The organism is Cryobacterium sp. CAN_C2 (assembly GCF_015751745.1).
Taxonomy (GTDB): domain Bacteria; phylum Actinomycetota; class Actinomycetes; order Actinomycetales; family Microbacteriaceae; genus Cryobacterium.
Map to the genome: position 1 here is coordinate 173,785 of NZ_JADOUX010000004.1, position 26,441 is coordinate 200,225.

14 protein-coding genes are annotated in these 26,441 nt (G+C 65.8%); 4 read left to right on the forward strand and 10 right to left on the reverse strand.

Annotated elements, in window-relative coordinates; translation table 11 throughout:
* Positions 1-2: 2 nt before the first annotated feature.
* From IWX77_RS05355 to rpoB, 8 genes are all read right to left on the reverse strand, one after another.
* A complete protein-coding gene (locus tag IWX77_RS05355; RefSeq protein WP_196843476.1) occupies positions 3-1,298 on the reverse strand; it encodes a DUF5684 domain-containing protein in 1,296 nt (431 codons plus the stop codon).
* Complete coding sequence (locus IWX77_RS05360) at positions 1,299-3,926, reverse strand: transglutaminase-like domain-containing protein (protein WP_327012070.1); 2,628 nt, start codon at positions 3,924-3,926, stop codon at positions 1,299-1,301.
* A complete protein-coding gene (locus IWX77_RS05365) occupies positions 3,923-5,293 on the reverse strand; it encodes a DUF58 domain-containing protein (protein WP_196843478.1) in 1,371 nt (456 codons plus the stop codon). Before IWX77_RS05365 ends, IWX77_RS05360 begins: the two co-directional genes overlap by 4 nt.
* Positions 5,290-6,255, reverse strand: a complete 966-nt coding sequence (locus IWX77_RS05370) for an AAA family ATPase (RefSeq protein ID WP_196843479.1) — start codon at positions 6,253-6,255, stop codon at positions 5,290-5,292. The genes IWX77_RS05365 and IWX77_RS05370 overlap by 4 nt, the downstream gene beginning before the upstream one ends.
* 51 nt (positions 6,256-6,306) lie before the next feature.
* Positions 6,307-12,303, reverse strand: coding sequence for an Ig-like domain-containing protein (locus IWX77_RS05375; RefSeq protein WP_196843480.1), 5,997 nt, complete (start codon positions 12,301-12,303; stop codon positions 6,307-6,309).
* Complete coding sequence (locus IWX77_RS05380) at positions 12,303-13,475, reverse strand: serine/threonine-protein kinase (protein ID WP_297412838.1); 1,173 nt, start codon at positions 13,473-13,475, stop codon at positions 12,303-12,305. The genes IWX77_RS05375 and IWX77_RS05380 overlap by 1 nt, the downstream gene beginning before the upstream one ends.
* 291 nt (positions 13,476-13,766) lie before the next feature.
* The gene (locus IWX77_RS05385; protein WP_196843481.1) at positions 13,767-17,690 is read right to left on the reverse strand and encodes a DNA-directed RNA polymerase subunit beta'; all 3,924 of its coding nucleotides are present in this window, start codon (positions 17,688-17,690) and stop codon (positions 13,767-13,769) included.
* A gap of 42 nt (positions 17,691-17,732) precedes the next feature.
* Complete coding sequence (gene rpoB, locus IWX77_RS05390; protein WP_196843482.1) at positions 17,733-21,224, reverse strand: DNA-directed RNA polymerase subunit beta; 3,492 nt, start codon at positions 21,222-21,224, stop codon at positions 17,733-17,735.
* A gap of 308 nt (positions 21,225-21,532) precedes the next feature.
* Here rpoB and IWX77_RS05395 point away from each other — a divergent pair, with 308 nt between their 5' ends.
* Positions 21,533-22,423, forward strand: a complete 891-nt coding sequence (locus IWX77_RS05395) for a spermidine synthase (RefSeq protein ID WP_196843483.1) — start codon at positions 21,533-21,535, stop codon at positions 22,421-22,423.
* 232 nt (positions 22,424-22,655) lie between these two features.
* On the opposite strand, the gene IWX77_RS16960 is transcribed toward IWX77_RS05395, so the two are convergent.
* Positions 22,656-22,967, reverse strand: a complete 312-nt coding sequence (locus tag IWX77_RS16960; RefSeq protein WP_297412836.1) for a hypothetical protein — start codon at positions 22,965-22,967, stop codon at positions 22,656-22,658.
* On the opposite strand from IWX77_RS16960, the gene IWX77_RS16965 reads away from it, so the two are divergent.
* From IWX77_RS16965 to IWX77_RS05410, 3 genes are all read left to right on the forward strand, one after another.
* Positions 22,959-23,198, forward strand: coding sequence for a hypothetical protein (locus IWX77_RS16965; protein ID WP_297412835.1), 240 nt, complete (start codon positions 22,959-22,961; stop codon positions 23,196-23,198). The genes IWX77_RS16960 and IWX77_RS16965 overlap by 9 nt on opposite strands.
* 278 nt (positions 23,199-23,476) lie before the next feature.
* A complete protein-coding gene (locus tag IWX77_RS05405; RefSeq protein ID WP_196843484.1) occupies positions 23,477-24,649 on the forward strand; it encodes a PQQ-dependent sugar dehydrogenase in 1,173 nt (390 codons plus the stop codon).
* Positions 24,649-25,143, forward strand: a complete 495-nt coding sequence (locus IWX77_RS05410; protein ID WP_196843485.1) for a SprT-like domain-containing protein — start codon at positions 24,649-24,651, stop codon at positions 25,141-25,143. Before IWX77_RS05405 ends, IWX77_RS05410 begins: the two co-directional genes overlap by 1 nt.
* Before the next feature lie 18 nt (positions 25,144-25,161).
* On the opposite strand, the gene IWX77_RS05415 is transcribed toward IWX77_RS05410, so the two are convergent.
* Positions 25,162-26,427: a hypothetical protein gene (locus IWX77_RS05415; protein ID WP_196843486.1), complete on the reverse strand. Its 1,266-nt coding sequence runs from the start codon at positions 26,425-26,427 to the stop codon at positions 25,162-25,164.
* Positions 26,428-26,441: the final 14 nt, after the last annotated feature.

Below are 26,441 nucleotides of genomic sequence, written 5' to 3' on the forward strand. Positions count from 1 at the left end.
GCTCAGGCCTCCAAGTAGATGCGCGCCGCGAGCTCCCCCAGCAGGAACCGATCGGTCAGGGGCGCGCTCGCACCCGCATCGAGCTCGTTCTCAATGCCACCGCCGTCGATCAGCACGACGCCGTTGGTGGAGTGCAGGTCGCTGATGCCCCAGGCGCCCTCGACAAAGTCGAGGCGGGCGTGCGTCTTCGACACCGTCTTATCTGGATCGTGCACGGGCACCAACTGCGCGTCCGGATGTGCGCTGTCACGCGCAGGGTTGCGCCCGAGCAGCACGACCGGTTTGGTGAGCGAGACCTTGAGGCCGTGTTCGGTTTCGAGCGTCCACGGCTTCATACGACGCACGACGATCATGGTCTCGTCGAGGTCGTCGTCGGCGTCTGATTCGGGCTCGGCGTCTGATTCGGGTTCGGCAGCCTCGCTGACGCCTGCCGCAATCACCGCAGACACCTCTGAGACAATCGCTGTGGGAGTGACCGTGGGAACCACGGCGGAAACCACCGGGGGCGTCGGCGGGACGCTCACGTAGAAGGGCGGCGGTCCGATGGGCAGACCGCGCACGGCAGGTGGTGACGGAGTCGCAGTCGGTGCAATCGGTGCAGTCGGTGCAGGTGGTGACGGAGTCGCAGTCGATGCAATCTGTGCAGTCGGTGCAGGTGGTGCCGGAGTCGCAGTCGATGCAATCGGTGCAGTCGGTGCAGGTGGTGACGGAGTCGCAGTTGGTGCCGTCGCCAGAAATGCTGCGGGCGGGGCCGGGGGCATGGGCGTCCAAACCAGCGGCGCTGGCGGGGCCGACGGGGCCGGCGGCATAGCGCTCTGGCCTGCGGGCGGCCCGGCGACCGGCACGGGTGCCGCCGACATCATCGACAACATCGACAACGGCCTCACCGGAGCGAACGGAACGTACCCGGTCGCGGACATTTCCGGCATCCAGCCCGTGTTGAAGGACTTTCCAAACCCGAGCACGCCGGCCCAGATGGGAAAGGAGACGAGGTAGAGCAGGGTGAATCCGCCGCCGCGACCCAACCGTCGGTTGACGTTGTTGACCGCCATGATGAAGATGATGAAGGCAATGAGGTTTGCGGCCGGAATGAAGAGGCCGATCGCCCACAGTGCCGAATATCGCCCAAGTTCAAACAGGGTGATGGTGTTGACGATCGGCACCCAGCCCTTCCAGGCTTGTTCCCCAAGCTTCACAAAGATCGTGCCGAGGGCGATCGACGAGAACACGTACACGCCGATGCCGAGCAGCACGATCACCACGATGACCGCGATGATCGCTCCAGATGATTCATCCATTTATGATTCGCGGCCGCTGGTGGGCGGCCGCTCCCCCATTCTGCTGGTGTCGCGCCGGTTCAGGCGTACGGTGGTGACGTCGTAACGAGATGAGCGTCGTCGAAAAGCTACGAGCCGGCGGGCATCCGCTAGCCGAGAAAAGGAGCGTAGTGAGATGGCGGCGCACAGGCGTTCGCGCCGGGTGCCACTCGCAGCGAGCACGGCACGTTCGGCCGTGACGAGTGCCCAGAAGGTATCGCTCTCGGCAGCCTGCGGCGGGTTCGGGCCGAAGACGGCTCGGTCGGCGAGGGTCGCGAGTTGTGTGCCGCCCACCGATTGGTAGTGCGACGCGATTTCGACCCGGGTCATGCTGCCCTGGTCGGCCAGACCGCGGTCGACGGCGGTATCGATGTATTCGTCCCAGCCGCCGGCGAACCGCGCCGCCACGTCAACGGCACGCGCCCGGTCACGGCGGCGCTTGAGTTTGGCGCCGAGAATCACCAGGAACGGCGTGCTGATCGCGAGCAGTGCGGCCAGGCTGATGCCGGCAATCTTGAGGGTCGCGAACAGCCAGGCCAGGTCGGGGCCGGTGACCGGTTCCTGTTCGGGCTGGTCCTCATTGCTGGTCGGATTGGCCTCGGGGGCTCGCTGCTCGGTGGCACCCTCCGCGATGACCTCGGTGTTGTATTGCGGGTCGCGGGTCGTGTCATCAATGGGCGACAGCGGGTTCTGAAACTGCGGGGTCGCGTCCACGGTCACCCAGCTGCCGTCGCCGCCGGCCACTTCGACCCAGGCCGCGAGGTTTCGCCCCGAGCAGACGCCCTGCACGCAGGAGCCGGGAGCACTCGAATCAGCGGATGCCGCACCGAGGGTGAATCCCACCACCACGCGAGACTCAAACCCGAGGTGGCGGGCGAGCAGCGCGGTCGCGACGGCGAACTGTTCGTCGTCACCAATGGCGGCCACCAGCTGGGAATTCTCGGTGGCGCTCGTGCTGTTCTGCTTGTCGAGCAGGGCGGTGAAGAGGGCGTCGATGCGGGCGACCGAGTGCCCAGACAGGCTCGGAGAGAACCGGTAGTCGCCAAGGTCGGCGGTCCAGGAGTCCACCGCCGGCACGGTCAGGGCGTGGCTGAGGTAGCCGCGCTGGCGCAGACGCGTGACGAGTTCGGCAAGTCCGGCGCCATCGTGCGTGACCGCCTGGGCGTCTACCCAGTCGCCGAGGCTCTGTGGAGTGAGCGAATCGTCAATCGCGTCGCCGGCCGGGCGGGCGAGGCCGGCCAGGTCCGTCGCATCCGTGTGCTGCTGCGAGACGATCGTGTAGCGGTCACCGTTTTTGAGGGTGTTGAGTTGAATTCCAGATGCCGTGCCCGCGTTATAGAAAAAGCCATCGCTCAGGTCAGCGGCGCGGTCACCGGCGAAGCGGATGCTCGAGAGAGCGCCGGCGCCCGGCATCCAGACGCCGGTGTACCCGGCTATGGCGAACCCGGTCGTGACGCGTCCACCGGTCGACCCGCGGGTGTGCGGCACCCGGGCGAAGGCGGTGGCCTGGTCGCGCTCGCTCGCGGCAGGGTTCACGACCCGAAAGACTTCGCCGTCGTAGTAGCTGAGCACGGCGAGGCGCACTCGCGCCGCGGCGCCCTCTTCGACAGCATCGCCGGTCACCGTGAAAAGCTCGGCGTCGTACCGCTCGGCGCTGAAGTAGCTGCGGTACTGGCTGAGCGGGCTGACGTACTCGCGCAGGTCGACGGCGGGGTCGATGCTGCTGCGCAGCACCTGACGGTCCGGCATCGCCGCGACGGCCGAGAGCCCGCCGAGCGTGACGCCACTGGCGATCACGAGCACGCCCCCGGCGACGGCGGCCCGGCGCAGACGACCGCCGAGGCCGCCGGGGGTGCGCCGCACCCCGGTCGTGCGGCCGGCCAGATCAAGCGCCTCACTGCGAGTCAGGTGGGTTCGCCAGGACAGAAAGCCGAAGGCGAGCAGCAGGGCGGCGAGACCGATCAGGCTCTCGCGCGGTGCCGGTACGCTGACCCCGAACACGGTCAGCGGAATGCTCAGGGCACTCGACCCGAAGATCAGACCGAACAGTTGCACGGCAAAGATGAGGGGCACGGCGAGGGCGTAGAGCCGGGCGCCGCGCCAGGCCAGCGACAGGGCGACCGTGGTGCCGCCGAGAAACAGCAAAAAGGCCGGCACGAGCAGGGTCTGGTACGAGCCGACCGGCAGTTGGATGGTGACGAGCTCCTTCCAGCTGAACACCGTCGCGGTCACCAGATCGAGCAGCCCGCCGAACACGCTTTGTATGCTCGTCGGCACGATCGTGAGGGTGGTCGGCACCGCGAGCGGAACGCCCAGCAGCAGGTAGGCGCCGAGGGTGGCCAGCAGCACGGTGAACCAGGACCAACCACGCCGGGCGCCGATCCAGGCCAGGGCCAGCCCGGCCGCGATCGCTCCGGCCGCCATCACCAGGTAGCTGGTGTCCTGGTAGATCGGCCAGGCCGCCCAGGTGGCGACGAGCATCATCGCCAGGACGAACAGGGCGTTGATCACGCGGGCGCGGCGTCGGCCACCGGGCGCACGGCGCGACCGAATCGTCGGCAGGGCACCTGTCACGGGTCGGCCAGCACAGGGCGTTTGGGGCGCGCTCATGAGGCCCGCCGGCTGAGCAGGGAACGTAAGTCGTCGAGCACGCCGATGGTCAGCACGCTCGTGCCCGCGAGGTCGCGAAAGCTCGGCTGTTCGTTGGGATTGCACAGAACGGCGACGACCTGCACACTACCGGCAAATTTCAGGGTGAGCGCCTGCAGGCGCCGGACAGTCATCGCGCTGCCGCACACCACGAACGCGATCGAAATATCGGGCACCACCTGGGCGGCGAGCACGCAGACGTCTTCAACGTTCATGGCGTGCGGGCTCACCTCGATCGCGGTGAGATCATCGAGCAGGGTGCGCGTCGAGACGACACTCAGGCTGTGCACCGAACGGATGCTGCTGCGCACGATATCGGGAACCTCCTCGCTCGCCACGACGGCCAGGTCTCGCCCGTCGCGAATGGCGCGCACACCGAGCGACCCGGTCGCGCTGACCGCCATCTCGAACTCGTCGTCGGAGGCGTATTCCGCCGCGTTCAGGCTCAGCACGATGGCCAGGCGGGAGCGCCGGCTTTCTTCGAACTGGCGCACCATGAGTCTGCCGGTCTTCGCGGTGGACTTCCAGTGAATGTGCCGCTGCCCATCGCCGGGGGCGTACTCGCGAATGGCGTGAAAAGAGATGTCGGAGTCGACGATGTCGCGCGTCGGGTTGCCCTCGAGGTCGCGCACGAAACCGGCGCTCGTACTCGGAATCGACACGGTCACCGGGTGCACGAACAGGCGGTTGACGTCGGCCCAGGCCACTTCGCGGCCGAGCACCCCGAGCGGGTCGCTGCGCACGGTCGTGACCGGGCCCACATCGATAACGCCGCGCCGGTGGGCCGGTACGCGAACGTGCTCCTCATGCACGTGGCCGGCGCGCAGGAGCGGCACGTAGATATCCGCTAGCCCCTTGCCAATGGGAACATCTACGCGACCCGGCAGCTGAACCCGCGTCGAGACGTTGGTGACGGTGAGGGCGCCGAGCACCTCGGAACCGGCAACGACCCGATCGACCGGCAGCACGAAGTCGACGCTGTAGGCGCGACCACCGGCCAGAAACGGCAGCGAGATGAGAATGAGGGCGACCGCCACGCAGCCGGCCACTATCAGTTCGGTCCAGCCGAAGACGAGGCCGACCGGCAGCAGCACGATCGCGGCCGCGACCACCACCCAGCCGGCCGGTCTGACCGTTTCGCCGATCCATTCGACGGATGCCTTCACACCGTTTCGCACAGCCCGCGAGACCCGCATCCACAGCACGACCGCGCCCACAAGGGTCAACGTCGTTGACTGGCTCGTGCGCGTGCTCGCATACCGGGTGTGCGTTGCAGACCTGGTCTGGGTTTCGCGACGCGTCAGGCGCGATTCGGTATGAGAACTCACGCCAGGTCGATCCGACTGGGCGGTACGATGTCGAGCAGAATCTGGCCGATGACGGCGCTCGCGGTGACGCCGTCGAATTCGGCCTCGGGGTCGAGCACCATGCGGTGGGCGAGCACCTGGTTGGCGAGGGCCTTGACATCGTCGGGGGTGACGAAGGTGCGGCCGTGGGCGACGGCCCAGGTTTTGGCGGCCTTGGTGAGGCTGCGAGCGCCACGCACGCTGACGCCCATGCGCACCTGGCGAGCGTCGCGGGTCGCCTCGACCAGACGACCGATGTAGTCATAGACGAGCGGATTCACGAACACGCCGCGGGCGATGTCGCTCATGCTCAGGAGCGTCTGCGGGGTGATGACCGGGGCGAGTTCGTGGCGAACGTCGGCGGTGCCCTCGAGAATGCGGATGGTCGCTGCGAGGTCGGGGTAGCCGAGCGACGCCTTCATCATGAACCGGTCGAGCTGGGCCTCGGGCAGCCGGTAGGTGCCGGCCTGCTCAATCGGGTTCTGGGTGGCGATGACGAGAAACGGCACACCGGTGGAGCGGGTGACACCGTCGATGGTGACGTTGCCCTCTTCCATCGCTTCGAGCAGAGCCGATTGGGTCTTCGGGCTGGCCCGGTTGATCTCGTCGGCGAGCACGACGTTGGCGAAGATCGGTCCGCTGTGAAACTCGAACTCTCCGGTCTTCTGGTCGTAGACGGTGATGCCGGTCACGTCGCCGGGCAGCAGGTCGGGGGTGAACTGAATGCGGGTGGAAACACCCTGCACGGTCTGGGACATGGCGCGGGCGAGCGAGGTCTTTCCGGTGCCCGGGTAGTCCTCGAGCAGCAGGTGGCCCTCGCTGACCATCGCGGTGAAGGCGAGTTCGATCACGTGGCGCTTACCGAGAACAACCTGTTCGACGTTGTCGACCATCATCGTGAAGGTCGTGGCAAACCAGTCTGACTGCTCCGGGGTGATTGTCATGTGTGTGGCTCTTTCACTGTGGCGGGCTTTACTGGAAGACTGTGGCGGGCTTTACTGGGAGGCCGGGGTGCAGCCGGTGGCCGTGGTCTGGGTGATGCCGGTTACCGGGTCGAGGCCAGACGTATTGTCGCCCGACCAGATGATTTGCCACGTCACGTTCTTGACCTCGGTCGCGCCGCTGGCAACCGTGCTGCCCTCGACTCTCTGCCACGTCGCGCTGCCCTGGGCGTTGAGAGAGAGGTAGTCAGCGCCGGTGACAATCGCTGTGGCAAGTCCGGAGGTCGCCTCGACGGCGACCGCAAGCGTGCCGTCGATGACGCAGCCCGCAGTCGTGAGGCCGGTCACCGCATACGTGACCTGCCAGGCCCGTGTCGCATCAGCCGCCGCCACCCTCGACCAGTCGCTACAGAGAGTGGGGTCTTCCGTCATGCAGTACCGCACCCGAATGCGGGGATCGGCGCCGAAAATGTCAGACCCGGTGTTGGCATCAAAGTTCTCGAAGTTCGCCTCGAAGCCGACGTCTGGCCTGGTTGATGACGACGTGGGCTCGGTGATTCGGTAATCCCCGCCCGTCGGTGCCGACATCGTGTAGGTATATTCGTCGTCGCCCGGGGCAGCCGGCTGCTGCCAGGTGGTGATCGAACCGGCGTTGGCCATCGTGACCCCGTAGCCGTTGGAATAGCAGACCGACACGAAGTACTTGGTGTGCTTGGTCAGGCCGCCGATCGAGAGGTCCCTCGATGAGGCCGCACCCTCCGGGGTGAAACCCGCCGGGGTCAGCGTGCAGGTTGCGCCCTCGGTGAGCGAGGCGACGTAGAGCACCTGCACCGGCAGCGTGCTGAAGTTCGGGTTGAACCCGGTGCCCGCCACGGTGATCGACCGGTTCTGCGAACTCAGCGAACCGGCGCTCGTGATCGCGGGCGATCCGGCCACGAGCACGGCCTGTGACGTCGTCTCCTCGGTCGGACCGCTGCCCGCTGGCTGGTCGTCCCGGCTGAGCGGGGTCACCGTGACGGTCTGGTTGCCCACACCGAGCGCGAGGGTCATTTGGGTCTTTCCGGTGCCGGGCGTCGTGACGGGTTGTTCGGTGCCGTTCACGCTGTAGCGGTTGGTCGATCGGTCATTGTTCTCGATGGTCAGGGTGACGGCACCGGTCGAGGCGCTCGTGGTGCCCTTCCGAAAGACCGGTTCGGCCGTGAGTCGCCCCATGCCCGGGGTGGCATACGACCAGGCTGTGACGCTGACCGCGCTGCGCGATTCGCCGACGGCATTGACGGCCCGGGCTTCGTAGAGAGCCTTGTCACCGTTCTCAGTCGTTCGAATCACGCCGCAGTTGCCCGACGGGTCGCAGCGGGCTACCGAGGCGCCGTTGCGGTACAGGTTGAATCCCTCGAGCGCCGGGTAGGCAACGTTGGCGCCGCCGGAGCTGACCGCGAGGGTTACCGAGCGGTCGCCGTAGGCAATCTGTGTCACGGCATTCGGCGCTTTCGGGTAGCCCTGCAGATCGACCGTGATCGAGCCGTTGCGGCTTCCGGCGCTGAGCCTGCCCTGCGCGTCGCGCACCACAAAACTTGCCTCACAGACGCCGCCGGCGGTGTCGCCCGACCAGGTGGCCTTGACGTTGCGGGAATTCACGACCACGAACGACACACCAGCGCAGGTGCCGGGTGCGGTGACGGAGACAAGAGCGAGCGGGGTGCCACGGTAGAGGTTGACCTCACCCGCCGCGCCGACGACCGTTATCGAGCAACTGGAGCCCGACGACTGGGTGCAGGTCGTCGCGACGGTGCCGCCCTTGGGCAGTTCGCTCGGCGCCGGGCCGACTTTGAGCGCGAGCACTGCCGCAACCGTTTCGCGGTGGCTCGACAGGCTCACCGTCACTGCCGCCTCACGGCCGGCCACGGCGTTGTCGGCAACACCGATCGTGAGAATCGCGCCGTCCTGCGTCACGGTGAACTGGTCGGAGGAGAACTCGATCGCAAAGGTCAACGCCGGCACCGCGCCCGTGCCCTGCCAGTCGACCATATGGCTGAGGTCGTAGCGGATGGCATCGGCCCCCGGGCTTTGGGTCAGCGCCGCCGGGCGCAGTTCCGGTTGCGGGTCGAGCGGCTCGACCACGATCGGCACGACCAGCTGGGTATAACCCTCCTGCCCGTCGATGCGCGCTGGCACCGTGCAGGAGTCGGTCCACGGCGCGTCCGACCCGGCCGCGTAGGTGACCGTCGTGCCGGAGTCGAACGTGCAGGTCGCGTTGTCGCGCTCCCCCGACGAACGGATGCCGGTGCGCTGCAGTTCCAGGGTCGTTCCGCGAGGAATCGACACGAGGCTCTTGAGATCGAATGTGACGGAGGCGTCTTCGTGCACGTTCTGGTCGATGTTGCTCTTCTTCAACGCGATGATGATCGAATCCTTCGCCGGAATGCGCAGAAACCCGTAGGTCGTCACGTCGACACCCTGAAAATTCGGCCCGGTCAGGGCGAACGGGGCAAGCAGTCCCTCGTCGGGAACATCGCCGCTGATCTTCCAGCCCGTCACCACGAGCCCGGGATGACTGCCCCACAGGGTCAGGGTGAGGTCTCTGACGTCACCGGAGTTCCAGGACACCTTGTCGGTGACGACGTCGACGCCCGTCGGGAACGCGTCACGTTCATCGAGGGCCAGCGTCGTGTCGATCACGACCGGATAGTCGGGAACGGAGGAACGCACGACCTTGACCACGATGAGGCCCTGGCCGACGTCGTCGTTGGCGTTGGTCACCGAGTACACGAAGGTGAGCAGGCCGGGCTCCGTGCCGGCCGTGAACACCACTCGTTCGTCGGTGACGGAGTCGATGCGTTGCTGCAGCGCGTCGAACTCGGCGGTGCCGGGCGCCGCGTCGGGGGTGACCGCGGTCAGGGTCAGCCTGCCGCCGCCGGGCTCGATGTCGTTGGCAGTGGGAAAGACAGCCACCTGGTTGTCGGCTCCGGCCTGCACCTCGACGTAGTCGCTGAAGGTGATCGGGCTCGGGTTGGAGCGCTGGTCGAGCACACCGATGCGCACGAGTGCGAGGCCCGTGGCCCCGATGCTGTCGCGCACCCGATACTGAAATTCGATGGCGCCGTGATAGTCGAGAGGGCTGGCGAACACGATGGCGTCGCCGGTGGCATTGATCGAGGCCGTTCCGCGCGCCGGCTGAGTGAGCACCCGATCGAGCACGACGGTATCGCCGTCGGGGTCGGTGCCAAAGCTGTCAAAGGGAATCACGATGGTCTCGCCCGACAACACCCGACCGTAGAGGGTGCGCGGCTGCGGCGCCGTGTTGTCGCCGTTGGCGAGCACCTCGACCGAGACCACGGCCGAGTCGATGAGATCGGGCGCGCCCGCGGTGTACACGCTGTAGGCGAGCTCGTAGCTGCCCGGTTCGTTGGGGGCGAGGTAGCGCAGTTGAGTGCCGGCCGCGAAGGCAAGACCCTGCTGCTGTCGATTCTGCACTGATTCGGCATTGAGCATCACTCGGTTGCCGCCCGGCGCGACATCGTTGGCGAGCACCGGAATATTGATCTGGGCGCCCACACGCACCGACACGCTGTCGTTCATGGCGATCGGCACCTGCGGCACGGAGGCCTCGAGCAGGTACACGGTGGCCTCGCCGCGCACGGTGTAGAGCGGGTTTTCGGTGCCGTCCGACACGGTGTAGCGCACGGTGCCGAGCTTGCCCGGCCGTTCATCCAGAGTGGAGCCGCGTACGCGCAAGATGTTCTGCCCGACGACGTCGACGCTGAGCGAGGCGCCGAGAACGGTTTCGGGAATGGCTTCGCCGAGCAGCAGCACCCGTCCGGCCGGGTTGGAGACGGCGGTAAAAACGTCAACACTCGTGTCGGCCCGGGGCCGCACGAAGACCGTCACCGGGGAGGTCGTGAGCGCCTGGGCATCCGCTGATACCACCGAAATGCGCACGAGCGACACCACCTCGCTCACGTCGTCGGCGATCGTGAGGCTGACCGTGAAGTTGCCGACCACGGTCGCGGCAAAGTCGAAGGCGGTACCGTTGGCCGTAATGCTCACCGTGGACCCCTCGGCGCTGGCCGGGGTCGTGGCCGACGTGATGCGGTACAGGCCGGCGGCGCCGGACACGTACTCGGCCGGGTTCACCGTGAGGCGCTCGTTCACCGAGGCGAGCAGCGCGAACGGCAGGGCCCTGAGCCGGGGGGTCGGCGTGACCACGATCGTGAGCACCTTCTCGGTCGAGGCACCGTGAATGTCCGAGACGCGCACCAGAACCGTGGCCGACTGCACGGCCTGCTCGGCCGCATTGGGGTGCTTATAAACGAGTACGCCCGCGGGAGTCACACTGACCGAGCCGATATCGGTGGTGTTCAGAGCGGATGAGACGAAGATCGGATCACCGTCGGGATCGACCCAGCCGGGCAACACTGGAACGGTCACGGTGCCGCCCGGTTGCACCTCGGGGCTCGGCCAGTCCTGCAGGCAACCGTCGGTGCCGCACCAGACCGGTGCAGAATTCACGTCGGCGCCGTGCACGGTGAGCGTGACAAGGGTCGAGGGAGAATCGAGCCCATCGGTGCGCGAGCCGTCGGTGATGGCGTAGCTGAAGGTTGCCACTCCGCGGGCGCCGGGAGCCACCTGAACGGCGAGCGCCTGGTTGTGATCGATGACGGTGACCGTGCCGAACGCGGGGTCGAGCCCGGTGACCGAGGCGGGCACGACGCTGAGCACGTCGTCGTTGGCGTCATGGTCATTGAGCAGGACCGGCAGCATCACGAGCTGGTCGAGACGCACGCCAAAGGTATCCGCGACGGCCACGGGAGCCTTCGGTTCAACGACCTCGGAGGCTTCTTCCATGTCCTCCTGGCGCTGTGGTTGCTCGGCGGCGGCCAGAGACCAGTCCTGGGAACTGGCGACAAGGGCGCCGCCGGGAACGGTCCACACCCATCCGCTCCGGGTGTCGTTGAGAATCATGAGCGATTCGTTGGCGCGAAACGCAGGGGCTGCGTCGCCGTTCGGCGCGACCTGGCCGTAGCTGAGGGTCGATTCGCCCGCGCCCTCGCTGAACAGGGTGCCGCCGGTACCGGAGGCGGGCAGCCAGGCGGCGTAGCGTTCCCCTTTAAAAGGGGTCGGCGCGGCGGGGGCCCCGAGCACTACCCCGGAGTCGCCGACCAGCTCGGTGCGGGCGCCGTCGGTGAGCGCAAAGGCAACCAGGCCGGTCTGGTCGGCAATGAGCACGTCGTCGGTGGAAGCGCTCGGGCGTTGCAGCACGGCCAGTTCGCTCATGTTCGTCGCAACCGGTTCGGTCTGGCCGGCCAGCCACAGTTCGTCGCCGGCCACGCCGAGTAGCGCCCAGCTGTCGCCGACGACGCTCAGCTGGCTACCGGGCTCGGCCGGACCGTCGGCGACGGCGTCCTCACCGAGAATTCTGTCGTCCGCAATGGAATAGCGGAGCACACTCTTGGCCTCGCTGGAGTAGCTGTAGAGCACACCGTCGGGCGTGATGGCGATGGCGTCGGAGCGGTAGACGCGCCGGGTGTCACCGTCGACCACCTCATCGTCGGCGTATTGGTTCACCGGGCGGGGTGCAGCGGCCCCGTCCACAGCGCCGGCGAAGACCGTTCCCGCGCTCGTGAGGTAACCGACCCAGGAGCTCGACGACACGATGGTTCGGGTACCGGCCGGCGTGTTGTCGTAGTCGGCCGCGTCATCACCCAGGTCGATCGGCGCCGCGAGGCTCACGTCGACGACCTTCTCGTTGTTCTGCGCGTAGAGCAGCACCGTGGAAGCGGTCTGCACCAGTTCGCTCGGTGCCGGCACGGTCTTCACGGTGTCGAGTTCGCCCAGGTCGGTGTTGATGCGGGCGTACCGATTGCCGTCACCGCTCTGGAGGGCCCAGATCGAACTCGCGTTGACCGGAATCTGCTTCACGTCGAAACCATCGACGACGATAGCTACCGTGGCCAGCACGGCACCGATCGCGGCAACCGCGGCAATGCGAATGACGCTGCGGCGGGCTTTCGAGAGCACCGGCAGTCGCCGGCGAGCCCGTTTGTCGGCCATCAGATCAGCCCGGCTATCCGCAGCGCGCCGACCGTGGCGCCGCCGCCGACAACGACCGCGCCGGTCAGGAGCAGACCCAGCACGAGCGGGGAAAGTCGCCGACGTCCGATATTGCCCCCGTCGGGCAGGGTGCCCTCGCGGGTGTGCGATGCCGGGCGGCGGGCGCTTCTTCTAGTGGCGGGGCGCAGCGCGGGAATGATGACATCAGAGCTGACGGCGCCACGCGACTCATGATTGTCAAAATCGACGGGCGCACCAGCGGATGCCCAGGCTTCGTCGGCCACCTCCAGCGCGGTGACGGGCAGTCCGAGGTCCCGCTCTACGCGCTGCAGGTCGAGGGCGCATTCGAGCAGGCTCACCTGGCGGGCGGCCGGGTCGCGACTCATCATGCGCGCGAGGGCGCTTTCGAGGGGGGTGGAGACATCCGCTCGCCCAATGGTGGTGTACTCCGCGCGGTTGATGCGCTGTTTCAGCTGCACGCGCGAACGATTGGAGCCCGCGGGCAGTTCGAACGGGGACCGGTCGGCCAGCAGCGAGTAGAGGGTGGCGCCGAACGACCAGACCTCGGTCGCGACCGTGCCGGTGGTGCGCCCGTCGACGACTTCGGGGGCGCTCCACGGCAGCGACATGGCGAACAGTTCGTCGCGGGCGCCGCCGTCGAGGGACGCGGCGATGCCGAAGTCGCCGAGCACCGGGCCGCCGAAGGTGCTGGTGAGAATGTTTGATGGTTTGATGTCGCGGTGCAGCACCTTGGAGCGGTGCGCTGTTTCGAGGGCGCAGGCGATTCTCACGGCAACGTTGAGCACGGTCGCCACGGGCAGCTGCTCCGCACGCTCGCGGGAGGAGTACGACCCGGGGCAGAATTCCATGACGAGGTACGGGCGACCATCGGCCGAGATGCTCGCGTTGTACACGGTCAGAATTGACGGATGTGAGCTGAGCCGCGCCATGACATCCGCCTCGGCGTTGAACGCGCGCAACACGTCATCGTCGACGATGTCCTGCAGCAGCACCTTGACCGCCACGGAACGGCGAGGCATGTTCTGTTCGAACAGAAAAACGTCGGCGAATCCGCCCGTGCCGAGGGGCCGCACATAGGTATACCCCGACAAAATGGGCGGCGCAGAAGGGAGTCGCCTGCCCATTGCTCCCCCGACCTGCGTTAGTTCCATGATGCGTCTTCGTCGTGACTCGCGAAGGCCCAGCTGGTCTCAGGTTCAATCTTAACGAGAGCGCCCGTCAGCGTAACCCGTACGGGAATATGGGGCACCCCCATTATGGGGGTGTCGCTTGGCTCCTGTGTAGAGCGACGTGCCGCATCTCACCCGGCGGCATCTCACCCGGCGGCATCTCACCCGGCGGCGCGCGACGGCCGGGACAGCCGGCCCTCGGCATCCATTGGCACCTCTTAAACGACGGATGGCCCCTGCCGAAGCAGGGGCCATCCGTGCAGAACGGTCAGGCTAGTTGTACGTACCCGGAGTCATGTCGTCCGACGAGAAGCTGTCGAAGTCGACAAAGCTCAGGTCACCCTCGTTGAACGTGGCATCTTCGGTGAAGATGCGGTTCGGGTAACGCTCTGACTTGGCTTCTTCCGTTGCCTCGACGGTGACGTCGCGGTAACGGGGAAGGCCGGTACCGGCGGGGATCAACTTACCGATGATGACGTTCTCCTTGAGGCCCATCAGCGGGTCGCTCTTGCCTTCCATGGCCGCCTGGGTCAGAACCCGGGTGGTCTCCTGGAAGGAAGCGGCCGACAGCCAGGACTCCGTCGCCAGCGACGCCTTGGTGATACCCATGACCTCCTGACGAGCGGATGCCGTCTTCTTGCCCTCGGTGAGCGCGGTGCGGTTGAGGTCGTTGTACTTCAACCGGTCAACGAGCTCGCCCGGGAGCAGTCCGGTGTCGCCGTGTTCGACGACGGTCACCTTGCGAAGCATCTGGCGAACGATGACCTCGATGTGCTTGTCGTGAATCGGCACACCCTGCGAACGGTAGACCTCCTGCACACCGGAGACGAGGTGCTTCTGCACCGCGCGAACACCCTTGACGCGAAGAACTTCCTTCGGGTCGACGGCGCCGATGATGATCTGCTGTCCGAGTTCGACGTGCTGGCCGTCCTCAACGAGGAGGGTCGAACGCTTCAGCACCGGGTACGCGATAGCTTCGTCGCCACTGTCGGGGGTCAGGATGACCTTGCGGCCCTTGTCCGAATCCTCGATCGTGATGCGTCCGGCGGAGTCGACGATCGGCGATGCACCCTTGGGGGTACGCGCCTCGAACAGCTCCTGAACACGCGGCAGACCCTGGGTGATGTCGTCAGCGGATGCCGACCCACCCGTGTGGAAGGTACGCATGGTCAGCTGGGTGCCGGGCTCACCGATGGACTGTGCGGCGATGATACCAACGGCCTCACCGATGTCGACGAGCTGGCCCGTGGCGAGCGAGCGACCGTAGCAGACCGCACAGACACCAACGGCCGACTCACAGGTGAGTACGGAACGCACCTTGATGGTTTCGACACCACCGGCGATGAGCTTCGCGATGAGCACATCTCCGACGTCGTCCCCGGCGTCGGCGATGACCTCACCGGCAGCGTTGACCGCGGCTGCGGCCAGGCTGCGAGCGTAGACGGCGTTCTCGACGTTGAAGTCAACCAGCAGGCCGCCGTCTTCGTCATGCAGGAGCGCACCGGTCGTGGCGTCGGTACCGGCGATGGGCAGTTCAAGACCCTTCGTCGTACCACAGTCGTCTTCGCGGATGATGACATCCTGCGAGACGTCCACGAGACGACGGGTGAGGTATCCCGAGTCTGCGGTACGCAGAGCCGTGTCGGCCAGTCCCTTACGAGCACCGTGAGTAGCAATGAAGTACTCGGCGACGGACAAGCCTTCGCGGTAGCTCGAGATGATCGGGCGAGGGATGATCTCACCCTTCGGGTTGTTCACGAGGCCTCGCATGCCGGCGATGTTTCGCACCTGCAGCCAGTTACCACGAGCACCCGAGGTCACCATGCGGTTGATGGTGTTGTCGGCCGGGAAGTTCGCCTGCATTGCTGCGGCGACGTCTTCCGTGGCACGGGTCCAGATCTGGATAAGCTCCTGGCGACGCTCGAGGTCGGTCGTGAGACCCTTCTCGAACTGCGCCTGAACCTTGGCGGCCTGCTTCTCATAGCCGGCAACGATCTGCGGCTTGTTCGGCGGGGTGAGGATGTCGCTGAGCGCAACGGTCACACCGGAACGGGTTGCCCAGTAGAAACCGGCATCCTTGATCCGGTCGAGGGTTGCAGCGACCTCCACCTTGACGTAGCGCTCCGCGAGGTCGTTGACAATGGTCGACATGGTGACCTTGTTGGCAACGTCTTCGAAGTACGGGTAGTCGGCCGGAAGAGCCTCGTTGAAGATGGCGCGACCGAGGCTCGTAGCGACGAGAACGGTTCCAACGGCCTGGCCGTTGACCAGTTCGACACCTTCGGGCTGGGTGCCCTCGGTGAAGTACTTGTCGGTCAAGCGGATGCGCACCTTGGCATTCAGGTCGAGCGACTTCTGGTCGAACGCGAGAATTGCCTCGGACACGGTCGAGAATGCGCGGCCTTCTCCGACCACGCCCTCCTTCAACGTGGTGAGGTGGTGCAGACCGATGATCATGTCCTGGGTGGGCAGGGTCACCGGGCGGCCGTCAGACGGCTTGAGGATGTTGTTCGAGGCGAGCATCAGGATGCGTGCCTCGGCCTGGGCCTCAACCGAGAGCGGCAGGTGCACGGCCATCTGGTCACCGTCGAAGTCGGCGTTGAACGCCGCGCAGACGAGCGGGTGCAGCTGGATTGCCTTACCCTCAACGAGCTGAGGCTCGAAGGCCTGGATGCCCAGGCGGTGCAGGGTGGGTGCACGGTTGAGCATGACGGGGCGCTCGCGAATGATCTCTTCGAGTACGTCCCAGACCTGCGGGCGGCTCCTCTCGACCATGCGCTTGGCGGCCTTGATGTTCTGGGCGTGGCTCAGGTCGATCAGGCGCTTGATCACAAACGGCTTGAACAGCTCGAGTGCCATCTGCTTGGGCAGACCGCACTGGTGCAGCTTGAGCTGCGGGCCGACCACGATGACCGAACGGCCCGAGTAGTCCACGCGCTTGCCGAGCAGGTTCTGACGGAAACGACCCTGCTTTCCCTTGAGCATGTCGCTCAGGGATTTGAGGGCGCGGTTACCGGTACCGGTGACCGGGCGACCACGGCGACCGTTGTCGAACAGGGCGTCGACGGCCTCCTGCAGCATCCGCTTTTCGTTGTTCACAATGATCTCGGGAGCACCGAGGTCCAGCAAACGACGCAGGCGGTTGTTGCGGTTGATCACACGACGGTAGAGGTCGTTGAGGTCAGAGGTGGCAAAGCGGCCACCGTCGAGCTGCACCATCGGGCGCAGTTCGGGCGGGAGCACGGGTACGACGTCGAGCACCATTCCGGCCGGCGAGTTACCGGTCATGATGAACGCGTTGACCACGCGCAGACGCTTGATGGCGCGAATCTTCTTCTGGCCCTTGCCCTCGGCGATCTGCAGGTGCAGGTTTTCGCTCTCGGTGACGAGGTCGAAGGCCTCAAGGCGCTTCTTGATGGCTTCGGCGCCCATGTAGGCCTCGAAGTACATGCCGAAACGGTCCTGGAGCTCGTGGAAGACGGAGTCTTCCGGCTTCAGGTCGCCGACCTTGAGGGTGCGGAAGTCTTCCCACACGCGCTCGAGGTGCGCGATCTGCTCGTCCAGGGACTTGCGAACCTGGCCCATTTCCTTTTCAGCGGCGTCTTTCGTGCGCTTCTTCTGGTCGCTCTTGGCGCCTTCGGCCTCCAGTGCTGCGAGGTCGGTTTCGAGGCGCTGCAGGCGATCGGCGATGCGCGAGTCGCGGCTGGACTCGATGGTCTTGAGTTCGAGGCGCAGCTCGTTCTCGAGGCCGGGCATGTCCTGGTGGCGACCGTCCTCGTCAACCGTGATGACCATGTATGCGGCGAAGTAGATGACCTTTTCGAGGTCCTTCGGAGCCATGTCCAGCAGGTAACCGAGACGGGAGGGCACACCCTTGAAGTACCAGATGTGCGTGACCGGGGCAGCGAGCTCGATGTGGCCCATGCGCTCACGGCGCACCGACGACTTCGTGACCTCTACACCGCACCGCTCGCAGACGATGCCTTTGAAGCGAACACGCTTGTACTTGCCGCATGAGCACTCCCAGTCCCGCGAAGGACCGAAGATCTGTTCGCCGAACAGGCCGTCCTTTTCCGGCTTGAGCGTGCGGTAGTTGATGGTTTCGGGCTTCTTGACCTCACCGTGCGACCAACGACGGATGTCGTCTGCGGTAGCCAGGCCAATACGAAGCTCGTCAAATGTTGTTACGTCGAGCAATTTCTCTCCTTGGAAAGTTTTCGAAGTTTCTTTGGACCGGGCTTAGATGTCGTCGATGGTCGAAGACTCAAACCGGGTGGAAATGTTGATGCCGAGCTCTTCCGCAGCGCGGAACACCTCGTCATCCGTGTCGCGCAGGCTGACTGCGGTGCCATCGGCCGAGAGCACCTCGACGTTCAAGCACAGCGACTGCATTTCCTTGATAAGAACCTTGAAGCTCTCGGGAATGCCGGGTTCCTGGATGTTCTCACCCTTGACGATGGCTTCATACACCTTGACGCGGCCGAGGATGTCGTCGCTCTTGATGGTCAGGAGCTCCTGCAGGGCGTAAGCGGCTCCGTATGCCTCGAGCGCCCACACCTCCATCTCACCGAAACGCTGTCCACCGAACTGCGCCTTACCACCCAGCGGCTGCTGCGTGATCATGGAGTACGGACCCGTCGAACGAGCGTGGATCTTGTCGTCGACGAGGTGGTGGAGCTTCAGGATGTACATGTATCCAACGGACACCGGCATCGGGAACGGCTCGCCGGAGCGGCCGTCGAAGAGCTGGGTTTTGCCCGAGGAACCGATGAGGCGGTCGCCGTCACGGGTCAAGGTCGTGGAGTCCAGCAGACCCTCGATCTCGATCTCGAGCGCACCGTCGAATACCGGGGTGGCAACCTTGGTGCCGGGAGCAGCGCTGAAGGCGTGCTCCGGCAGGCGGGAAGCCCACTTCGGCTTGCCCTCGACGTTCCAGCCCTGCTTCGCAATCCAACCGAGGTGGGTTTCGAGCACCTGACCGAAGTTCATGCGGCCGGGGATACCGAGCGGGTTGAGGATGATGTCAACCGGGGTCCCGTCGGCGAGGAACGGCATGTCCTCGATCGGCAGGATGCGAGAGATGACACCCTTGTTGCCGTGACGGCCGGCGAGCTTGTCACCCTCGGTGATCTTGCGCTTCTGGGCGATGAAGACGACAACCCGCTGGTTGACGCCCGAACCGAGCTCGTCGTCGCCGTCCTGTGAGTCGAAGACCTTGACACCGATGATGGTGCCGCGCTCACCGTGGGGAACCTTGAGGGAGGTGTCGCGAACTTCGCGGCTCTTCTCGTTGAAGATAGCGCGCAGCAGGCGTTCCTCGGCAGAGAGCTCGGTCTCACCCTTGGGCGTGACCTTGCCGACGAGGATATCGCCGGGGCGAACCTCGGCTCCGATGCGAATGATGCCACGCTCGTCGAGGTCGGCGAGGAAGTCCGGCGACACGTTGGGCAGGTCGCGAGTGATCTCCTCCTTACCCAGCTTGGTATCGCGGGCATCCACTTCGTACTCTTCGATGTGAATCGAGGAGAGGGTGTCATCCTTGACCAGGTTCTGGCTCAGGATGATCGCGTCCTCGAAGTTGTAGCCTTCCCACGGCATGAATGCCACGAGCAGGTTCTTTCCGAGGGCGAGCTCGCCCTGGTCGGTGGCGGGTCCGTCGGCGATAACCTCGCCGGCTTCGATGCGCTCACCGGCGTTGACGATCACACGGTGGTTGAAGCTCGTGCCCTGGTTGGAGCGCGAGAACTTGCGCAGGTAGTAGTCCTGCGTGCCGCCCTCATCGAGCTGAATGGTGACGACGTCGGCCGACACCTCGGAAACCACACCGGGCTTCTGCGCGGTGAGCACGTCACCGGCGTCGATGGCCGTGTAGACCTCCATGCCGGTTCCGACGAGGGGGCTGTCGCTGAGGAGCAGCGGCACCGCCTGACGCTGCATGTTGGCGCCCATGAGCGCACGGTTTGCATCGTCGTGCTCGAGGAACGGGATGAGGCTGGTCGCGACCGACACCATCTGGCGCGGCGAGACATCCATGTAGCCGATGTCTTCAGAAGGAACGAGGTCGACCTCGCCGCCCTTCTTACGGGCGAGCACGCGGGCCTCGGCGAAGTGCGAGTCCTTGGTGAGCGGCGCGTTGGCCTGTGCGACGATGAAGTCGTCCTCTTCGCTCGCGGTGAGGTAGTCGATCGTCTCGGTGACCTTGTTGTTGAGCACACGACGGTACGGCGTCTCGATGAAACCGAACGCATTGATCTGGGCGAACGAGGCGAGCGATCCGATCAGGCCAATGTTCGGGCCTTCCGGGGTCTCAATGGGGCACATGCGGCCGTAGTGCGAGGGGTGCACGTCTCGCACCTCGACGCCGGCGCGGTCACGGGACAGACCACCCGGGCCCAGCGCAGACAGGCGACGCTTGTGCGTGAGGCCAGCGAGCGGGTTGTTCTGGTCCATGAACTGGCTCAGCTGAGACGTACCGAAGAACTCCTTGATCGCGGCAACGACGGGGCGCACGTTGATCAGGGTCTGCGGGGTGATCGCTTCGATGTCCTGCGTGGTCATGCGCTCGCGAACGACGCGCTCCATGCGGGACAGACCGGTGCGCACCTGGTTCTGGATGAGCTCGCCAACGGCACGGATACGACGGTTACCGAAGTGGTCGATGTCGTCGATGTCAATGTTGATGTCGGTCATCTTGCCGTCGCGCAGACCCTTCAGGGAGGTCTGGTTGTCGTGCAGGGCGACGAGGTACTTGATGGTGGCCAGGATGTCCTGGAGCGTGAGTACGGAGTCACTCAGCGGGGCTTCGAGGCCGAGCTTGCGGTTGATCTTGTAACGACCAACCTTGGCCAGGTCATAGCGCTTGGAGTTGAAGAAGAAGTTGTCGAGGAGCGCACGCGCAGCCTCGGCGGCGACCTGCTCGCCGGGACGAAGCTTGCGGTAGATGTCCTTGAGGGCTTCTTCCTTGGTGAGAATGTTGTCCTTCTCGAGGGTGAGCTCGATGGACGCATAGCCCTTGAACTCCTCGAGGATCTGCTCGCTGGTGAGGCCGAGGGCCTTCAGGAACACGGTCACGGACTGCTTGCGCTTGCGGTCGATGCGCACGCCGACCTGGTCGCGCTTGTCGATCTCAAATTCAAGCCAGGCACCACGGCTCGGGATGACCCGGGCGGAGTAGATGTCCTTGTCAGACGTCTTCTCCTGCTCGCGGTTGAAGTAGACGCCCGGGGAGCGCACCAGCTGCGACACGACGACACGCTCGGTGCCGTTGATCACAAAGGTGCCCTTAGGGGTCATCAGGGGGAAGTCGCCCATGAACACGGTCTGAGTCTTGATCTCACCGGTGAGGTGGTTCATGAACTCAGCGTTCACGTAGAGGGGTGCGGAGTAGGTCTTACCCTTTTCCTTGCACTCGTCAATGGTGTACTTCTCCGGCTCGAGCTCCGGGTTGGTGAAGGACAGCTGCATCGTTTCGCCGAGGTCTTCGATGGGAGAGATCTCCTCGAAGATCTCATCGAGTCCGGTGCGATTCGGCAGGTCCTGGCGTCCGGCTTTCTGGGCCTCGGCGACGCGAGCCTTCCAGATGTCGTTGCCGACGAGCCAGTCGAAGCTCTCGGTCTGCAAGGCGAGCAGATCCGGAACATTCAAGTGGTCGCTGATCTTTGCGAACGACAGACGCTCAGCTGAGCGGCCGTTCTTGGGTGAGTTGGTGGTTGCGTTGCGCGCAGCAGCCAAGGAAATAACCTCCGTGGACCCCGTCAGGTCTAGTTACTGTTATTGGTGATGACTCCGCAGACCCTAGGAAAGAAACTCGTAGGAAAGGTGCCTCAAGGTGGCTTGAACACGCAAAGCCGACCGCAATATGAAGGCAAGGTTTGTCTGGGAGCGCAAGGGTCAAGTGTATGCCCCCTCACCGCCGATGTCCACCACATTCTTGCCAAGAATCAAATTCTCAGGTATAACCCGGTGTGGCCTGCCGCCAGCGGGCGGGTAACGAGCGAATGCCGCGATCGGGGCGGGTAGGGAGGGCGCAGACTGGGGGCATGAGTACCGGGCGCAAGGATGCAGGAGAAAACGACGGGGGCAATCCGTCTGTCGTGTTGAGGTTGAGCGGACACACGGCGGTGATTGAACCCGATCGGTTCACCCCGGGCAGTTTTCAACTCGTCGTCGACGGCACGCCGCAGTCTCACGTGAACATCGACCACCCCGACGAGCTGTCCTTCGAGTACATCCAGCGCATAGGGCACGTGATCGACCTGCTCGGCGAACCGCACGAGCCGATCACCGCCGTGCACCTCGGGGCCGGCGCGCTCACGCTGCCCCGCTACGTCGAGGCGACACGGCCGGGCTCACGCCAGCAGGTCGTCGAGATCGAGAGCGATCTGATCGACCTGGTGCGGTCGGCGCTGCCGTGGAACAAGCGCGCCCAGCTGCGAGTGCGCCACGGCGATGCCCGCGAGGTTCTCGGCAAGCTGCCGGCCGGACTGCACGGCGCGGTCGACCTCGTCGTGGTCGACATCTTCTCCGGGGCGCGCACTCCCAAGCACGTGACGAGCCGCGAGTTCTTCGCGCTCACGGCTCCATTGTTGTCGCCGCGCGGAGTGCTCGCGGTCAACGTAGCGGATGGCCCCGGCCTCGCGTTCGCTCGCGGCCAGGCGGCAACCCTTTCGGCGGTGTTCGAACACGTGATCGGATTCGCCGAGACGCAGGTGCTCAAGGGCCGCCGCTTTGGCAACATCGTGTTCGTCGCGGCGCACACGCCGATCGATCTCAACTGGATTCCGCGGCTGCTCGCGAACGGACCGCACCCGGCGAAGGTGATCGAGGGCACCGAACTCAGGCAGTTCATGGCCGGTTCGCTCGTCGCGACCGACGAGACGTCGACGCAGTCGCCGCTTCCCGGCCGTACCGTCTTTCAGATCGGGCACTAGCAGATCGGGCACGAGCAGATCGGCCACTCGCCCGAGGTCGCGATCGATTGGTGGCTGATTCAGGAGATGCGGGGGCGAGCGGGGCGCTGCACTCGTTTTCTGGCGGCGACGACGAGCGGGTCAGGTGGTTTTTTCCTGAATTCGCCACGGCGGCGGCTGCGGCCGGATTCGCACCGGCGGCGGTACTCTGGGTGCACCCGTCTATCCTCTGCGGCTGCGGCCGCCTTCGTCATTACAGGAACACACCCTGAGTTTCATCATCGGTTACGACCCCATCACCCTGCGCGAAAAAGTAGACCTTCTGGCCGCTGGCGAGCGGCTCGCTGAGCTCGGTAGCCTGCGCAGCCTGGCCGCACTGAACGAGAAGGTCGCCCTGCTGCGCCTGGTCGGTCGACTCGAGGAGGCCTGGGAGATCGCGAACGAGGCGCTGCGTCAATCGCGCTTCACCGGTAACCGCGAGCAGGCGGTGGCCAGTCGCATCCGTCGGGCCCAGGTCTTGCAGTTTCAGGGCAAGCTCGACGAGGCTGCGAGCGAGTTGACCCACTGCATCCTCGACTCCGAGGTGCACGAGTGGACCCGCCTCGCCGCCTACGCCCGGCAGCACCGCGGCAAGGTGTACTTCGACCAAGGCAACCTCGACGGCGCGCTCGCGGACTTCACCGCTGCCGTGTTTCTGCGGGAGAAAGACGGCGCAGACGCCGACGAACTCGACAGCTCGCTGCTCGCCGTGGCCGTCGTGGAGTCGCACATCGCCGAACGCACCGCGAAGCCCTGACCGGCCCCGCAGAGTCGTCTCATGGCGTGGAGTGGCGCATAATTCCTGCAATCTGCGCGTTACCGGGCGGTACCGGCCGATTTCAGCCCTGTTTTCGACAACGTGCAGGAGTTACACGCCAACGTGCTGAAGTTATACGCTGAGCCGCACTCGAGCTCTCCCGCAGGCCGAACCAGGCCGGGCCAGCCCTCGCCCGCGCACGAGTTCTGCGGCATGCTAGGGCTGACACGTCAACCAGTTGGACTTCGACGGGCCACCAGACGAGGCGGGGAACCAGCATGAGATTTCGCACTGTGAAGCGCGGGATCCGCGTCGGTCTGGCCACGCTCGTGCTGGTCACACTCGCCGCGTGCGCCCCAAACGACCCACGGGCCACCGTGAAGACCGAACCTCCGGCGACCCAGAGCCCGTCGCAGACCCAGGCTCCGTCCGGGCCACCGGCACCGGTGCATCCGGTCGGCGACCCTGTCGTCATCGCCTCGGGGCTCGACGCCCCTTGGTCGATTCTGCGTCTACCGGGCGGCGGCACCCTCATCAGCGAGCGCGACACGACCCTCGTGCGCGAGCTGCTACCCGACGGTGGCCTGCGCGAAGCGGGTTCGGTTGCGAGCGCGCGCCCGAACGGCGAGGCCGGACTACTGGGCCTGGCCTTTCTCACCGACGACAACGCTGACGGCGGCATCGGCTGGGTCTACGCCTACCTATCGACCGACAGCGACAACCGAATTGAGCGGATGTCGCTGGCCGGCCCCACCGGCAGCCACACTCTTGGGGCGCCCACCCTCGTGCTCGCCGGTCTACCGCACGCGAGCAATCACAACGGCGGCCGTATCGCCTTCGGCCCCGACGGGCTGCTCTACGCCACGGCTGGCGACGCCGGAAACCCTGCTAACGCGCAGGATCTCGGTTCGCTCGGCGGCAAGATTCTGCGCATGACCGCCACCGGGGAGGTGCCAACCGGCGCCGAGGCCAATCCCTTCGACACTCTGGTGTACTCGTACGGGCATCGCAACCCGCAGGGCATCGCCTGGGACTCCGGCGGGCGGTTGTGGTCGAGCGAGTTCGGCCAGAACACCTGGGACGAGCTCAACCGCATCGTGCCCGGCGGCAACTATGGCTGGCCCCTGGTCGAGGGGCAGGCCGGCGACGCGAACTTCATCGATCCCCTCCGACAATGGTCCACCGCGGATGCGAGCCCGAGCGGCATTGCAATCGTGTCCGACACCATCTTCATGGCCAGCCTGCGCGGCAGCCGATTGTGGAGAATCCCGATCCTCGAAGACTCCTCCACAGGGGAGCCCACCGAGTGGTTTGTGAACAGTTACGGGCGACTTCGCGACGTGGTGTCGGGGCCGGATGGCACACTGTGGTTTGTGAGTAATAATACTGATGGCCGGGGCTCTCCGGCGGCCGACGACGACCGGCTCTACCAGGTGTCGGTGGCACCCTGATGGCCGACCTGCACCAGGTGCGGCGCTGGGCTGACGCACTGATGGTGCTGCACCTCGACCCCAGCTGGACCTTCGGCTTCGACAACGCCAAGAAGCGGGCCGGTCTGTGCAATTTCAGCAAGAAGCACATCACCGTGTCGCGCTACCTCGCCTCGCGCTATACCGACGACGACGTGCACCAGATTTTGTTGCACGAGCTCGCGCACGCCCTGGTCGGCCCGCGCGCCGGGCACGGCCCCCGCTGGAAAAAGATGGCGCACGACCTTGGTTACGACGGCAAGCGCACCCACGACGGCGAAATTGCCAATGAGCTCGCGCCCTGGGTGGGCACCTGCCCTGCCGGGCACGTGCACTTTCGGTATCGGCAACCCACCCGACCCCTGGCCTGCGGGCTCTGCGCACGCCGGTTTGATCAGGCGCACGCGATCGCCTGGTTGCGGCGGGAGATCACGCCGGCGATCCGGCGCCGGGCCGCGGCATCGGCCGGCCACTAGTTGCGCAGTGCACGCCGATCAGTGCGTGTCGTAGCGAGCAAGGGCGTCGGCATCCGTTGCCAGCGTCATGGCGCGGCGGGAGGTATCGAGGGCGGTAACCGGGTCACTCTCCGCCGCGGCGAGCGCCAACTGCCGTTCCGCCTCGGCCAGCCGGGTGCGGGCGGCGGCCTGCACCCGGCCGCGATGGGCGGCCACAAAGTCGCGGGTGACGGTGATCTGGCTGCGCGCGGTGAGCAGCGCTCCGGCCAGGGCCGTGCGCGCGTTATCGAGGCGCAGCTGGCGGTTGCGCGCCTCGGAACGGATGCTGTCCAGCCCGTTCATGGCCTCCTCGAGAGTCACCAGGTCGGCGGCGGGATCGCTCGGCCGCCCGGGCTCGCGCAGCGACGCCTGCACAGACGCCGCAACTGTGATCACACCGTTGAGGTTGGCGCTCGTGTCGGATTCTTCGTGACCATCGCGCAGGGCCCGAGCTTCGGCGAGTTCCGAGGCGGCAGCATCCAGCGCCTTTTGCAGGTTGGCGAAGCCGCGGTGCAGCTGGTCTTCGCCCGTTTCGATCGCGTCGAGCAGTTGTGTGGCCTGGAACAGATTGTGCTCGGCGGCCTGCAACTGCTCGCCGACCGGTTCAGCGGATGCCTCGGTGAGGCGCTTGGCTGCGGCGTCCACGCTCGCCACCGCCGCTTCGAGAGCTGCGCGGGCCCGGTCGACGTTGCCGATGATCGGTGCGAGCGCCGACCTGCTATAGCTCAGGCCCAGCCGCGTAAGGGTGCTCGCGCCGCCCGCGACCCGGTCAAAGACCCGGTCGAGTCGGCGCCGCAGTTCGTCGAGCTGCTGCGGCGCATTGCGCTCCACGCCGCGTTTGGCCGTGAAATCGCGGGCCTGGTTGGTCAGCCGGGCGGTCGCCTCGTCGGCGAGTTGAACAATCTGCAGGTTCCAGCGGGTGCGCTCCGCAGCGCTGTCCGGCACGGCATCGTCAAGCTTCTGCTGCAGCGCGAACGCGTCGCTCAGCTGCCGCCGCGAGGTCGCGAGCGCGCTCGCGAACGCCCGCGTCGCGGTTTCGCCGAACTGCGCGATAGCGAAGCCGAGCTCATCGGTGGTGTCCTGAACCAGATCGTCGGCGCGAACGAGGCTGATCGCGGCACCGCGGGCCAGTTCGGCGGCCGCGGCGCTCACCTGCCCGAGCCGAGCTCGGGTGCGCCGCCGCGAGGCTCTCACCAACACCCAGACTCCGGCCACAACGAGGCCGATAACGATGACCGAGGGTACCCACCAGAGATCGCCATTCATAGGCTCGAGTCTAA